The 14,933-nt window shown below is 62.4% G+C and carries 12 protein-coding genes; 11 read left to right on the forward strand and 1 reads right to left on the reverse strand.

The features are described 5' to 3' along the window. Positions 1-39: 39 nt before the first annotated feature. The 8 genes from H7C18_RS04590 to H7C18_RS04625 all read left to right on the forward strand — a co-directional run bounded on the left by H7C18_RS04590 (position 40) and on the right by H7C18_RS04625 (position 9,295). Positions 40-1,146, forward strand: coding sequence for a Gfo/Idh/MocA family protein (locus H7C18_RS04590; RefSeq protein WP_185127836.1), 1,107 nt, complete (start codon positions 40-42; stop codon positions 1,144-1,146). A gap of 16 nt (positions 1,147-1,162) precedes the next feature. Beyond that, the gene (locus tag H7C18_RS04595) at positions 1,163-1,966 is read left to right on the forward strand and encodes a sugar phosphate isomerase/epimerase family protein (RefSeq protein WP_185127837.1); all 804 of its coding nucleotides are present in this window, start codon (positions 1,163-1,165) and stop codon (positions 1,964-1,966) included. A 293-nt stretch (positions 1,967-2,259) separates the two neighbouring features. Next, entirely contained in the window at positions 2,260-3,696 is a 1,437-nt protein-coding gene (locus H7C18_RS04600) for a sulfatase family protein (RefSeq protein WP_185127838.1), read from the forward strand. Positions 3,697-3,843: 147 nt separating this feature from the next. Continuing rightward, on the forward strand, positions 3,844-4,854 hold the full coding sequence (locus H7C18_RS04605) for a Gfo/Idh/MocA family protein (RefSeq protein WP_185127839.1): 1,011 nt from the start codon (positions 3,844-3,846) through the stop codon (positions 4,852-4,854). Then, positions 4,760-5,452, forward strand: coding sequence for an adenylyl-sulfate kinase (cysC, locus tag H7C18_RS04610; RefSeq protein WP_185127840.1), 693 nt, complete (start codon positions 4,760-4,762; stop codon positions 5,450-5,452). The genes H7C18_RS04605 and cysC overlap by 95 nt, the downstream gene beginning before the upstream one ends. After that, positions 5,449-6,867, forward strand: coding sequence for a sulfatase family protein (locus H7C18_RS04615; RefSeq protein ID WP_185127841.1), 1,419 nt, complete (start codon positions 5,449-5,451; stop codon positions 6,865-6,867). Before cysC ends, H7C18_RS04615 begins: the two co-directional genes overlap by 4 nt. Before the next feature lie 73 nt (positions 6,868-6,940). Beyond that, on the forward strand, positions 6,941-7,840 hold the full coding sequence (locus tag H7C18_RS04620) for an AraC family transcriptional regulator (RefSeq protein WP_185127842.1): 900 nt from the start codon (positions 6,941-6,943) through the stop codon (positions 7,838-7,840). A 21-nt stretch (positions 7,841-7,861) separates the two neighbouring features. After that, a complete protein-coding gene (locus H7C18_RS04625; RefSeq protein WP_185127843.1) occupies positions 7,862-9,295 on the forward strand; it encodes a sulfatase family protein in 1,434 nt (477 codons plus the stop codon). Between the two features lie 88 nt (positions 9,296-9,383). Here the strand turns inward: H7C18_RS04625 and H7C18_RS04630 are convergent, their stop codons facing one another. Further along, entirely contained in the window at positions 9,384-10,220 is an 837-nt protein-coding gene (locus tag H7C18_RS04630) for a phytanoyl-CoA dioxygenase family protein (RefSeq protein ID WP_185127844.1), read from the reverse strand. Between the two features lie 140 nt (positions 10,221-10,360). Here H7C18_RS04630 and H7C18_RS04635 point away from each other — a divergent pair, with 140 nt between their 5' ends. From H7C18_RS04635 to H7C18_RS04645, 3 genes are read left to right on the forward strand one after another with little or no spacing between them, the layout of a single operon-like run. Then, positions 10,361-11,248, forward strand: coding sequence for an AraC family transcriptional regulator (locus H7C18_RS04635; protein ID WP_185127845.1), 888 nt, complete (start codon positions 10,361-10,363; stop codon positions 11,246-11,248). 36 nt (positions 11,249-11,284) lie between these two features. Next, a complete protein-coding gene (locus H7C18_RS04640) occupies positions 11,285-13,213 on the forward strand; it encodes a sensor histidine kinase (protein ID WP_185127846.1) in 1,929 nt (642 codons plus the stop codon). Between the two features lie 38 nt (positions 13,214-13,251). Next, positions 13,252-14,862, forward strand: a complete 1,611-nt coding sequence (locus tag H7C18_RS04645) for a response regulator transcription factor (RefSeq protein WP_185127847.1) — start codon at positions 13,252-13,254, stop codon at positions 14,860-14,862. Positions 14,863-14,933: the final 71 nt, after the last annotated feature.

A 14,933-nucleotide genomic window follows, 5' to 3' on the forward strand; every position in this document is an offset into this window, starting at 1 on the left:
TCCGGCTTGCGGCACGGGCGCAGGCTCGGAAACGAAGCGATGGCAGTCAAGATCGGAATCGTCGGCATGAACGGAATCGGCAACAACCATGCGAACTGTTACAAGACGGATGAGCTCGCCGATCTGGCGGCGGTCTGCGACGTCGTTAAGGAACGGGCCGATGCGGCCGCGGAGAAGCACGGCGTCAAGGCATATTACAGCCTGAAGGACATGATCGAGAACGAGCCCGATCTGGAAGTGGTCGACGTCACGACCGGCGGCATCGACAACGGGAGCTGGCACTTCGAGCCGGCGATGGAAGCGATCGGCTACGGCAAGCACGTGCTGGTGGAAAAGCCGCTCAGCAACGATGTCCGCGAAGCTCGCGAGCTGGTCGCGGCGGCGGATCGCAAGAAAGTTTACCTGGGCTGCAACCTGAACCACTACTTCACGTCTCCGGCCGAGAAGGCGAAGCAGTACATGGAGAGCGGAGATATCGGCGAGACGGTTTACTGCCTGGCGAAGATGGGCTTCAACGGCGGCGAAGCGAATTACGGCCTGGCGGCATCGCCGAAGATCAAGGGCCATCCTTATTTTCACATGAGGGCGTTCCTGACTCACCCGCTCAGCGTCATGCGTTACTTCTGCGGCGACGTGACCCATATCCAGACGTTCTCCGACCGTCCCGGCTTCCGCCGGAGCGCGGGAGACGTCATGGTCTCGATCAACAGCATCCATCTGAAATTCGCGAGCGGCGCCGTCGGATACTTGCTCAGCCAACGGGGCGATGCGGTGTACGGACTCGGCGGCTGGTGGAGCCTGGAGCTGGCGGGCACGCGCGGCACGTTCTGCATCGAGAACTGCGTCGAGAAGATCTCCTATTGGCGCGCGGATAAAGGCATTCCGGCGATCAGCGTCCAGCCCGAGCCGGTTGTGACGGACTTCGGCACGAACGATTTCAATTCGACGTTCGGCAACCGGCTGCACGCTTTCCTTGAAGATGTCTCCAATAAGGTGGCGTTCGAAAATTTGCGCGGAAGCGGGCGCGACGCGCTGGCCGTGATGGAGTATACGCACGCCGTCCAAGAATCGTACGAGCGCGGCGGCGAGCTCGTTCGGCCGAATCCGCTGCCGCCGCTGCACGGCGACCCGCACTTCATGAAGTAAACAGGAGGGATCATACATGATCAGTTTGGGAGTCAACTCCGTATTGTTCAAGCAGTTCGATTTCGCCACGGCGGCGCGCGCGATCGCGCTGGCCGGATATGACGGCGTGGAGATCGCGGCCATTCAGGGGATGTGCGAGCATCTGGACCTGAGCCGCTGGAAAGAACAGAAAGCCGAGCTGCAGGCGATCGTTCAGGAGAACGGGCTGCGGTTCCTGTCCACGGAGGTCGCTTCGCTGAGCGAGGAAAGACTGCTGCCGGCGTTCGAGGCCGCGGCGGAGATCGGCATTCCGATCGTCAACGTCGGACCCGGAGGCAAATCGGGCGTCGAGGAGGACCTCGCGGCTTCGATCGATCGCCTTGGCCATATGGCCGACCGGGCCGCTTCCTACGGCGTGACGCTGTGCGTCAAGGCGCACGTCGGCAACGCGATCTACAACACGCCGACCACGCTGCGCGCGATGAACGAGATCGCCTCGCCGGCGTTCGGCATCGACATGGACCCGAGCCACATCCACCGCTCCGGCGAGAACGCCGAAGAGGCGCTGCCGGCCGTGCTGAGCCGGGTGAAGCACGTGCACATCCGCGACTGCAAGGGACGCGAGCAAGGACCCGGCCCGATCGAGCTGCAGGCGTGCGGCCGCGGGGACATCGACCTGTACGGCTACTGCAAGGCGATGGTCGACGGCGGCTACGACGGCCCGGTCGTGCTGGAAGTGATCGGCGCGACTCCCGAGCATACGCTGGACCGCTTGTCGATCGTGGCCGCCGAATCGTATGGCTACCTGAACGCCTGCCTGAAGCGGCTGGGCGCCAGGTAAAGCGCGGGACTCCGGCTTCGGCGGAATGGGTGAAAGAGAGTAACGAGGTTTCTCACATTGTCGGGGCTTCGGCGAAATCGGCGGAAGAGAGTAACTGGATTCCTTACATTGGCGGGGCTTCTGCGAAATCGGTGAAAGAGAGTAACCGGATTACTCACATTAGCGGGACTTCGGCGGAACTGGTGAAAGAGAGTAACTAGATTACCTACATGAGCGTAACGATAACGAGATGGGCGAAAAAGGCACAACAGTTTTTTCCACCGGATATTGATAGCAAGAGGAGGAACTTATCGATGGCATCCAAAAAGTCGCAGAAGCCGAAAAAGCCGAAAGAATGGAAACAACCGAACATCGTCATTTTCGGCATCGACAGCTTGCGCCGCGACCATATGAGCTCATACGGTTATACGCGGTTGACGACGCCGCATATGGATCAGGTCGCCCGCGAGGGCGTGCTGTTCGAGAACCACTTCAGCCCGAGCATTCCGACGACGCCGGGCTACGCATCGATGCTGACGGGGCGGGACGTTTTCGGCACCGACGTGGTGGCGCTGCGCCACCAGGGCCCTCTCGGCGATCACGTCAAGACGCTGGCGGAGACGCTTGCCGACAACGGCTACAACACGACTTGCATCGGGTTCACGGGCAATCCGTCCTCGCGCGGCTTCCAGACGTACCTGGACTACGAATCGTGGCTGCCGGACGCGTCCGGGCGCGCGCCGAAGGCGCAAAACCTGAATGAAGTAGCGGTGCCGGAGCTGGAGCGGCTGGCCGCGGACGACAAGCCGTTTTTCCTGTTCATGCGGCATATGGACCCTCACTCTCCTTATTTGCCGCCCGCCCCTTATGAGCGGATGTTCTACGGCAGCGACGAGAAAGATCCGTCCAACGATTCGATGGAGCCGGTATACGGCTTTAAGCCGTTCGCCGATTTCCTCAAATCGTGGATTCCCGAAGGCGTCACCGACCAAGAGTACGTCACCGCCCAATACGACGGCGCGGTCGCGTACATGGACGCGGCGATCCAGACGATTTTCGCCAAGCTGAAGGCGCTCGGCGTCGAGGAAGACACGCTGGTCGTCATCACGTCCGACCACGGCGAGACGCTGTACGAGCACGATTGCTTTTTCGACCATCACGGCCTGTATGAATGCACGCTCGTCGTTCCGCTCATCCTGAAGTTCCCCGGCCGCCTTCCGGCAGGGAGGCGGATCTCGGACGTGTCGCTCATCTCGGACATTATGCCGACCGTCCTCGACCTGCTCGGGATCGACAGCGGGCTGCCGTTCGACGGACGCAGCCTGACCGGCGTCATCGCCGGCGAATCGGCCGAGCGGAAAAGCGAATTCTACATCACGGAGTGCACCTGGATGCGCAAGCACGGCTGGCGGACGCCGGAGTGGAAGCTGATCTGCGCGTTGGAGCCGGATTTCCATTTCAAGCCGGAGGTCGAGCTGTATAACCTCATCCGGGATCCGGAGGAGAACGTCAATCTGGCCGAGTCGGAGCCGGAGGTCGTGGAGCTGCTGCGCGAACGGATGAACCGGTATATCGCCAAACGCGAGAAGGAAGTCGGCCGCACGAACCCGATCTATACGAACCTGAACTGGGCCGGGCTGAACCGTCCGTTCGAATCCTCTCAAGATGCCTACGACTCTCTTCATATCGGGTCGATCGCGAACGCAAGGTCTCTTCAAAGCAAGGGCAAAGGGAAGAAGAAGAAGGCCTAAGTGACCGTTGAAAATGAAACGCTGACAGCGGACCGCCCACAGGGGGCGGAAGTTCGGCGGATAGAGAGCAAGAGGGCAGTCTAGCTGCCCACACAGGCGAGCGGTCATACGCTCGGCCGAATTGACCACGGAAAGGGCGGGCTCGCCATGATCAAAGTCGCCGTCGTCGGCGTCAATCATATCGGCAACATTCACTGCCGCGCCTACCGGCAGCACCCGGATACGGAGCTGGTCGCCGTCTGCGACCTGATCTCCGAGCGGGCGGAAGCGGCGGGGCGCGAGCACCGGGTTCCCCATTACGCCGATCTGCGCAAGCTGCTCGAGAAGGAGACGGTCGACGTCGTCGTCGTGGCGACCGCGGGCGTGGAGAAGGGCAGCCACCACTTCGCCCCGGCGATGACGGCGATGGAGGCGGGGGTCGACGTATTCGTCGAGAAGCCGCTCTCCAACGACATCGAAGAGGCGCGCAAGATGGTCGCCTTCGCCCGGGAAAAAGGCGTCCGGCTGGCCTGCAACCTGAACCACCGGTTTACGCCGGCCGCCTACAAGGCGAAGGAGCTCGTGGAGCAGGGCAAGCTGGGCGAGCTGCTGTTCGTGAACATGCGGCTGACGATCCGCAACCCGCAGGAAGATACGGAATGGCTCCATATGCGCGCGCTGCATCCGCACTCCGTCGACGTCATGCGCTACTTGGCGGGCGACATCGCCAGGGTTCAAAGCTTCATGACCAAGGCGCCGGGGCGGCAGAGCTGGTCGACCGCATCGGTCAACATGGAGTTCGCCTCGGGCGCGGTCGGCCATCTGACGGGCAGCTACGACATGTCGATGCGCCATCCGATCGAATTTTGCGAGGTGGCCGGCAGCGAAGGAAGGCTGATCATCGACAACGTCTACGAGAGCATGACGTTCTACCCGCATCATTCCGACGAGCTGACCGTGATTCGCAATTCGCTGTTCGGCGGAATGAAAGGGTTCGACGACACGTTCGATCAGCGGATCGGACGGTTCATCGAGGAACTGAAGGCGGGCGCGGGACCGGACGCGATCTCGGCGTCGGGCGCCGATGCGCTGGCGGCGCAGGAAGCGATCGAGGCGGCCATCCGCTCGCACAAGCTCGGAGGCGCTCCGGTCGAAGTGCCGCAAGGCGAGACGAGGTAAGCAAGCATTGGAGCAATCGGAGGGGACAGACATGAACGGCTACCAGGGAGCGGTAATGTGGTTTACCGGACTGTCCGGCGCCGGCAAAACGACGACGGCCCGCTATGCGGCCGGCAAGCTGAGGGAGCGGGGCCGTCTCGTCGAGGTGCTGGACGGCGACGAGCTGCGGCACACGGTATGCAAAGGACTCGGCTTCACCCGCGAGGACCGGTTCGAAAATATCCGGCGCGTCGTCTATTTGGCGAAGCTGCTGTCGCGCAACGGCGTCGACGTGCTCGTCTCGGCGATTACGCCGTATAAGGACATGAGAGATTACGCGCGCGGCGAGCTTCCGGGCTATGCGGAAGTCTACGTGGAATGCCCGCTTCAGGTGTGCGAGGCCAGAGACGTCAAAGGCTTGTACGCCAAAGCCCGTAAAGGGGAAGTGACGGCGTTCACGGGAATTTCCGATCCGTACGAGACGCCGGAGCATCCCGAACTGACGCTGCGGACCCAGTCCGTGTCGCTCGAGGCGAACGGCGCGGCCGTGGTCGAGTGGCTGGAGCGCCATTCCCCGCTGCCGGGATGGGCGCCTCGGAATGGGAAGGCCCTGCCATGAAGATCGTCATGGTATCGCTCGATACGCTGCGGGCGTCGCGGCTCGGCTGCTATGGCTACGGCAAGCCGACGAGTCCGCATCTGGACCGGATCGCCAGCGAAGGCGCGCTGTTCGAGAAGGCGTTCGCCGCCGACATTCCGACGGAAGTGGCGCACACCGGCATCTTCACCGGCAAAGTCGGCCTGACGACCGGCGTCGTCTCGCACGGCTCGGAGCTGGCCCATCTGCCCAAGTCGGCGGAATGGATGCCGTCGCTTCTCCGGGCGGCCGGCTTCGCGACCGCCGCGGTGGACAATTTGTACCAGCTCAAGGAATGGTTCGCCCGCGGCTACCGCTATTATATCAACAGCGTCGGCGGCAACCGCTGGATCGACGGCCGGACGGTCAACGATTTGGCGCTGCCTTGGATCGAGCAGCATCGGGACGAATCCTTCTTCCTGTTCCTGCACTATTGGGATGCCCACACGCCGTACTTGCCGCCGGAGTCGTACGTGCCGGACTTTTACGAAGCGGGCCGGGACCCGTACGACCCCCGGAACCGGAGCATGGAAGGCGCCTACAACCATGCGGCGTATCCTTTTTTCAAGCACCACCATTACGACCTGGTCGGCCCGGTGACGGACAGCGCCTATTACGATGCGCTGTATGACGCCGAGATTCGCTATCTCGACGATCGGCTGAAGGAGCTGGACGACGGTCTGGAGCGGCTGGGCATTCGCGACGACACGCTGCTCGTGCTGTTCGGGGACCACGGCGAGAGCCTGACCGAGCACGACATCTACTGGGACCATTGCGGGCTGTACGACCAGACGGTCCATGTGCCGGTCATCGTCCGCTGGCCGGGCCGGATCGAGGCGGGGCGCCGGGTGCGCGGTCTGGTACAGCAGGTGGATCTGCTGCCGACGATTCTGGAAGCGGTACGGCGGGAAGCGCCTCAAGGCATCGACGCGTCCAAGCTGGCCGATCCGGCGGGTCTCGACGGACGCAGCTTATGGCCGGCGATCGGCGGCGAGACGGAAGGCACGCACGAGACCGTTTATTTGAGCGAATGCGCCTGGCAGGCGGCTCGCGGCGTGCGGACCGACCGCTACAAGTTCATTCGCACCTACGATTCCGGCCCGTTCCGGCGCCCGCCGCGCGAGCTGTACGATCTTGCGGCCGATCCGGAGGAGACGGTCAACCTGGCGGAGAGCGACCCGGAACGGGCCGACCGCTTCGAGCGCGACCTGAACGAATGGGTTCGCCGCACGTTAGGCGGCCGGGAGGATCCGATGGAGCGGCAGCTGTCCCAAGCCGGATTGCCGTTCCGCCGCAGAATCGAGCAGATTCTTCGCGGGGCCGGCCTGGATTGGGAGGAATGGCGGCGCGATCCTCGCCGGGAGCGGTTCGACCGGGCGGCTAGCCGCGGGAATTGAGCGTTGCCGGTCCGGCCCCGCGGTGGGATAATGGAAGCGGATGCAGATGCCGGAGCCAACGGAGGTACGGAAAATGCAAGGGATTTTGAGCAGCGAGGGCTATATGAAGGAAGAATTTCCGTTCTGGATTATGCGCGTCGCGCAGGGCTCGATTGCCGAGCATGGCCACGAATTCGTCGAGCTGGTCTATGTCGTGCGCGGATGCGCCGTTCATCAATTCCAGGGCTCCGACTATGCCGTGCACGCCGGCGACGTGTTCATCATCAACCCGGGGGAGATCCACGCTTACGTCGTGGAGCCGGGGAACCAGCTCGAGATCATCAACGTTCTGTTCATGCCGTCGCTCATCTCGGACGCGCTGCTCAGCGATCTGGAGATTACCGGATCGATGGACTATTTTTACGTTCACCCCTTCCTGAAGCACGACGTCCGGTTCAATCGCCGCCTGAACCTGCAGGGACAGGACGCCGCCGCCGTGCTGGCGCTGCTGGAGAGCATGATCCGCGAGGTCGGGGTCCGGCATCCGGGCCACAAGACGATTATCCGGCTGCAGATGGTAGAGCTGCTGGTGCTGCTCTCCCGCTACTATTCGCTGATGCAGCGGCAGACCCGGCCGCACCCGTCGCCCCGGCAGCTGGAGCGCGAGCTTGCGGCCAGAAGAATCTACGGTTACCTGGAGCGCAATTGCGAGAAGAAGCTGACGCTGGAGTCGCTGTCGGGCTTGTTTAACGTAAGCTCTCGCCAGCTGAACCGGCTGATGCGGGAAGAGTACGGGAAAAGCGTGTTCGACGCGCTTCACGAAATTCGGATCGAGCGGGCGAAGCACCTGCTTCTGGAGACGGACGAGAAGGTGATTTCCGTGGCGACGATGGTCGGCTACGAGGACCAGTCGTTTTTCAACCGTTTGTTCGTTCGCCATGTCGGGTGCTCGCCGAGCCAGTACAGGCAGGAGTCGACTCCTTCGTGGACGTAAGTGAGGAGAGGAGCTGCGGGCATGAGCGCGAGCAAGCCCAATCTATTGCTCATAACGGCCGACCAGTTGCGTTACGACTGCGTCGGCTACAGCCGTATGTACCCGGTCCGGACGCCGAATCTGGACCGTCTCGCCGAAGGCGGCATCGCCTTTACCCATGCCTATTCCCATGCGCCGGTCTGCTGCCCGGCGCGGCAGTCGCTGCTGCACGGAAGGCGGCCGGAAACGTTCGGCGCGCTGTGGAATTTCGGTGCCTTCCTGCCGGTCGGCTCGCTGCGGCCCGAGCACTATGCGTGGCCGAGAACGTTGGCGGAGAACGGGTACGTCTCGGCTTTTCTCGGAAAATGGGGCGTTCACCCGGAGCTCGACGCGACATCGTTCGGCTATGACAGCTATCTGGGGGAAGGGGAGTACAAGGCTTTCCTGAAGGAGCGGTATCCGGACGTGCGTTTCGCCGCCGGCTTCTTCGGGGAAGACAATCCGGTTCCCGTGGAGGATTCCGGCACGCATTGGCTCGCGGATCGGGCGATCGAAACGATCGGCCGGCTGGCGGCGACGGGCTCGCCCTGGCATGCGGCGGTCCATTTCGCGGAGCCGCATCTTCCGTGCCGGCCGTCGGGCCGCTTCGCCGCCATGTACGATCCGGCCGACGTTCCGGAATGGGCCGGCTTCCGCGATACGTTCGAAGGCAAGCCGTACATCCAGAAGCAGCAGCTGTACAGCTGGGGCGTGGAGAACTTCGAATGGAAGGATTGGGCGCCGGTCGTCGCCCGCTATTACGGCATGATCAGCCAATTGGACGAGGCCGTGGGACGGATTGTGGCGGCGCTGGAGGAGTCGGGGCAGGCCGACAACACGATCGTGGCGTTCACCGCGGATCACGGCGATCTGTGCGGTTCCCACCGGATGATGGATAAGCATTACGTCCTGTACGACGACGTCGTCCGCGTTCCGCTCCTCCTTCGCCTTCCCGGAACGAGGCAGGGCGTCCGCTGCGACCGGTTCGTCTACAACCTGCTGGATCTGCCGCCGACGCTGCTGGAGCTGCTCGGGCTGGAGGCCGAAGCGCCCGCTAATCTGCAGGGCCGATCGCTGGTGCCGCTGCTCGCAGACGGGGAAACGGCATCGGAATGGCGGGACGCCGTCGTCGCGGCGTATAACGGGCAGCAGTTCGGACTGTATACGCAGCGGATGATTCGGACGGAGCGGTGGAAGTACGTTTGGAATCTGACCGATACCGACGAACTGTACGACCTGGAGGCCGATCCCGGGGAGCTGACGAATCGGATCGGCGAGCCGGAGCACGCGGCTCTCGTGGCAGAGCTTCGCGTTCGCTTATTCGAGCTGCTGGAACGCGACGAGGACCCGGCCGTCGGCAACGAGTGGACGCGCCGGCAGCTGCTTGCGGGAGCGAAGCTGGCCGGCCGGGACGCCGCGGCTCCGGGAACGGCTTAGCGGATCGGCCCCGCGGCGAAAACGGCAAGAGAGCGGACCCGTTCGATAAGAACGAAGGGTCTGCTCTCTTGCGTAGGCGAGGCTTCGGTTACGGTCTGACCGCGGAACGTTCGTAAACGACCGGGAAGCTGGGTCCGGCCAATATTTCGCCGGGTTGAACGTTAACGTGCTCAAGCATCGGGTGGCCGGAGGTCGGCTCGTAGCGGATATGGCCGGGCATGTAATGGACGGCGATCGCCCGGCGCTTGAGCTCGGAGCGGTTGTGCGGGCTGCCGTGCCACGTCAGGCAGTGATGATAGCCGACCTGCCCTTTCTTGATCTCGAACGGCACGGCCTCCACGTTCGCCCCTTCCGGCAGCAGCTCCGGCTGCTTGTGGTACGGCTTGAACTTCTCGTCGCTGGCCAAATATTTCTGATGGTTGCCCCACTTGTGGCTGCCCGGCACCATCCACATGCAGCCGTTCTCGATGATCGCGTCGTCCAGCGCAACCCAGGCGCTGACGAGGTCGGCCGGCTGGATGATCGGCCAGAGCGGATGGTCCTGGTGCCAGCCGGTCGGCCCGCCCGACTTCGGCGGTTTGTATTGAATCTGATCGTGCCAGATCCGGATCGTGTCGGAGCCCGACAGCTGAGAGATTTCCTCGCAGATGACGGGATGCGCCGCATGCCGGTAAAAAGCGTCGCTCGCCATCCAGATGTTCACGATTTGCACGACGCGCTCGTTCGTCGTCATTTTCATCCGGTCGTAAAGCTTGTCGGAGCTATCCAGCATATTGTGGTTCAGGACAGGCTTCTTGACCGACTTGCCGTCCATCACCAGATCCAGCTCTTCCCGCAACGCCTCGACTTCCGCGTCGCTCAGAATGACGTCGCCTTTCAAAAATCCGTTACGGTTGAATTCGTCCAACTGCGCTTGCGTCAACATGGTCGGATCACCTCGGAATCGATTGTTTATCCAATCCTGATTACGCCTTCATCTTACCGAATCGTCCGATTTCCGTATTTAGACAAATTCGAATTGTTTTTTACGTTTTTTCAAGATCGGCAGCCGAGAGGGGGATATCCATGTCCGTCAGAACGCTGAGCGACCTGGCGCCGGCCCTTAATTTCGCCAGCCGGGACACTGCGGAGCCCGGCGAGCGCTGGGGACCGCGCGCGAATCCGGACTGCCAGCTGTTCCACGTCGTATCGGGGGAGGCGGTGCTGCGCCTCGGCGGCGAAGAGCTTCGCATCCGTCCCGGAGAATCGGTTTTCTACCCGGAAGGGGCCGCGCATCTGTTAACCGTTGTCCGGCGAACGGATTATTTCAGTCTGCATTTCCGGCTGCACGCCGAATCTCCGCAGCCGGTCCACCCCGCGCTGGCGATTCGAGAGCTTCCCTGGGAGCGGCTGACCGGAACGCCCGAGCCCGTCCGCCTTGCGGTCGACGGCCGCGGCGAGATCGCCGTCCCGCACCGGTTCGAGCTTCCCGGCTCGGACGCGCTTCTGATGCGGATGGTTCAGGAATACCGGCAGGAGCTTCCGGGAAGCGCCCTGCTGCTTCGGGCCCTGACGGCGGAGCTGATCCTGACCGTCGTCCGGCATGCGCTGGCCCGGCACGAGCGCGGCCGGCTCGGCGATCGGCTGGAACCGGCGATTCGGGCGATGACGGAACAGCCCGCGCGCGACTGGACGGTCGCGGAGCTGGCCGACTTGTGCGGCTACCACCCCAGCTACTTCACGAAGGTGTTCCGCGAATCGTTCGGACGCAATCCGAAGGCGTTTCTGGTCGCCGAGCGGATCAAGCGGGCGAAGCAGGCGCTGCTGCGCGGCGAGACGACGGAACGGGCGGCCGAGAGGCTCGGCTATGCGAGCGTCCATTACTTTTCCAACAACTTTAAGAAAATGACGGGCATGACGCCGGGAGAATTTCGTCAGCTCCCCGAAAGCCCGTCCGAACGGGAGGAATCGTAAGCTGGCGGAAGACAGAAGCCTACGGAGGGGATAAAGATGCAAGCTTGGCGCAAGTTCGCCTCGTTATCGATTTATCCGAAGCTGGTGCTCACGTTTCTGCTGGTGCTCAGTCCGATGTATATCATCGGCTGGCGGATGAACAGCGAAGGCTCCAAGACGGTGGAGAAGGAAATTACCGATTCTCTGCAGTCCCGGACGTCGATGTATATGAACATGCTGGAGTTCGACCTCGGAAGGGTCATCTCTTTGCTGCAAGAATATTTGAACGACGACGACCTGCTCAAGCTGACCTCGTCGTCGGAAGTGATGACGGAGATCGAGAAGATGCAGGCGCAGCTCGGGCTGAAGAAGCGGCTGGACATCCTGAAGCGCTCGAGCAAGTTCGTCGAGAACGCGAGCGCGTTCATCCCGGTCATGAATCGGACGATCTCCGCCAACGACAACATCTTCACCGCGCTGGACCGAGACCAGATGCAGGCGTTGACGCAATCGACGAACCGCTTCGAATCCCCGTTCCTCGTCTGGCACGACCGGATCTTTATCAGCCTGCCGTATCCCGATCCGGCCGTCTCGAGCAGCAAGGAGCCGGTGTTCCTGCTGACGGTGGAAATCTCCAAGCGGGAGCTCGCCGAGGAATTGAACAAGCTGACGAGCGAAGGAGGCGGGGCGGTGCTGTCCGGCAACCGCATCCCCTGGACGGTGAGCGGAACGGGGCATGAGGAGGAGGGGGCTCAGATCCTGCACGAAATCGCGGGCCTGAACGGGCGAGCCGCCGCAGAAACGCCATCCGCAGAAACGCCGTCCGCAGAAGCGCCATCCGTAGACGCGCCGTCCGTAGACGCGCTGTCGGCAGATCCGCCGCCCGCCGACTCGCCGGACGAACCTGCGATCCGCTCCGTCAAGTTGGGAGACTTGCCGTATACGGTCGTGTCGCAGCCGTCGTCCAGCCTCGGCATGACGCTCTACATGTATTTGCCGAGCAAGCGCGTGAACGCCTCGCTGGATACGTACCGTTCCTGGTTCAACGCGCTGTCGCTCGTCATGGTCGTCGTCGTTCTGCTGTTCGCGTACATGATCTATCTGATCATCCACCAGCCTCTCAAAAAGCTCGTCCGCTCCTTTAGAAGAGTCGAACAAGGCCATTTCGATCAGGAAGTCCATTATTCGCTAAGAGACGAATTCGGTTATTTGTACAGCCAATTCAACGGCATGGTCAAACGTCTGAACGTGCTGGTCCACGAGGTGTACGAGCAGCAATTCCGCGCGAGATCGGCGGAGCTGCGGCATCTGCAGGCGCAGATCAACCCGCATTTTCTGTACAACAGCTACTTCATTCTGTACCGGATGGCGATGCTGAACGACAACGACAACATCGTTTATTTTACGAAGCACCTCGGAGAGTACTTCGAATACATCACCCGCGACGGAATGGAGGACGTACCGCTGGGGAGCGAGGTCAAGCACGCCCGGACTTACGCGGAGATTCAGTCGTTCCGCTTCGCGGGCCGAATCCGCGTCGAGTTCGGCGATCCGCCCGAATCGGCCGCCGATCTGCCGGTTCCGCGACTGATTCTGCAGCCGCTGATCGAGAATTGCTATAATCACGGGCTGACCGACAAAGGGAAGGGCGGCTGGATCCGGGTGACGTTCGAGCGCCGGGATCGCGCCGTCCTTATCTGCGTGGAGGATAACGGCGGCGAGATGGATGCGGCCAAGCTGCTCGACATGCAGACGCTTCTGCTCGAGCGCGAGCAGCCGCCCGAACGATGCGGTCTGGTCAACATCCATCGCCGGCTTCGGATCCAATACGGAGAGCCGGGGGGAATGACGCTGGAGATCGGAGAGGAGAAAGGCTTGAAAGTGACGATGATTCTGCCCGAGACGCCGGCAAAGCCCGGCACGGGAAGCGAACCTGTGCGGATCGCTGCGAATCGGCCTCCCGTCATCCCGGCGGGTTCCGTTTGAGGGCAAAGGGACATTTTCGCGGAAGGAGAGGAACTCCATTGATCAGGCTGCTGATTGTCGACGACGAGCCGTATACGGTTGACGGCTTATACGAGATGCTGGACGACCGCGCCGAGCTGGACCTCGATCTGTACCGGGCGTACTCCCCGGAAGAGGCGATGGATTGGCTGATGCGGACGAGGATGGACATCGTGCTGAGCGACATTCGCATGCCCGGCATGTCGGGACTGGAGCTGCAGCGCCGGATCGCCGAACATTGGCCGCGCTGCAAGATCGTCTTCCTGACGGGCATCCGGGATTTGCAGATGGCTCAGCAGGCGATGCGGACGGGATCGATCGACTATATCTTGAAAACGGAGGGGGACGAGGCCATCCTGCGCGGCATCCGCAAGGCGATGGACGAGCTGTCGCTGGAGTCGCGGAGCGAGCAGATCATTCTGCAGGCGAAAGAGCAGATGCGTCTGGCGCTGCCGCTGCTCCACCGGGAATGGCTTGCCGCGCTGCTGGATCCGGCGGCGGGGGGCAGCCCCCAGCCGGCGAGAATGCAGGACCTTGGCATTCCGCTCGACGCCGGCGAGCCGTTGTCTCCCGTGCTGGCCCGGGTGGACCGATGGGACGAGAGTCTGAGCGGCTCGGACCGGACGCTGCTGATGTACGCCTTGCAAAATATCGCTTCGGAGCTGTTCGCGACGGTCGTCTGCTTCCCGGTTCATCTGGACGCCAATCATCTTCTTCTGCTGCTTCAGCCTGCGGCGGGGAGAAGCGAAGACGGCGTTGCGGCTGCCGCGCCGCTCAAAGCTTCGTTCGTTCAAGGCACGGTGGAATCGCTGCAGGATACGTGCGGCCGGCTGCTGGGCCTGACGCTCTCCTTCGTCAGCACGGCCTATCCGATCTGCTGGAAGGCGCTCCCCGCGGCATACGCGGACATGCGCCGCAAGCTGCTGCTCGGACTCGGCGCCGGCACCGGCATGCTGCTGACCGTCGAGCCGCATCGTCAGTCCGGCCCGGCTTCGATGCCGTCCGTCCGGACGATGGTCAAGAAGCTGGAACGGCTGCTGGAGGAACGTCTGGAAGAGCCGTTCTCCGAGACGTTAAAGCAATTCCTGGAGGCTCCCGCGAGCCATGCCGACTATATGCAGGCATACTATGCGGCTGCGACGCTGCTATTGTCCGCGGCGGAAGCGGAGCTGTCTTCCGCGCAAGAGCCGCCCTTCGACGCGGAGACGCTGCTCGATCTGCCGGCGCATCGAAGCAGGGAGCGGGCCGACCGGACCTTGCTCCTCGCCGCGGCGGCGTTGTTCGCCAAGCTTAGGGAGCTGCGGGACGAGCGGACCCATCAAGTGCTCGACAAGCTCCATGGCTATATCCGCGAGCAGCTGGACGGCGACCTGTCGCTGACCCGGCTGGCGGAAGTGGCCAACCTGAATCCGACCTACTTGTCCGTTCTGTACAAGCAGTGCACGGGCCATAATCTGTCCGACCACATCGCTAGGCTCCGGCTGGAGAAAGCAAAGGAGCTGCTGGCGGAGACGCCGCTGAAGATCCACGAGATCGCCGAGCGCGTCGGCTTCGGCACCGCCGGCTATTTCATCCGTTTTTTCAAGAAAAGGCTGAACGTCACCCCGCAGGAATTCCGCTCGTCCCACTGACCCAAACAAGAGACCATGAATCCAAAGATCGGTTCATTTACGCTGATCTCCCGACTCCCTTAAGCTTAAAT

It is taken from the genome of Cohnella zeiphila, from assembly GCF_014212055.1.
GTDB classification, from domain to species: Bacteria; Bacillota; Bacilli; order Paenibacillales; family Paenibacillaceae; genus Cohnella; species Cohnella zeiphila.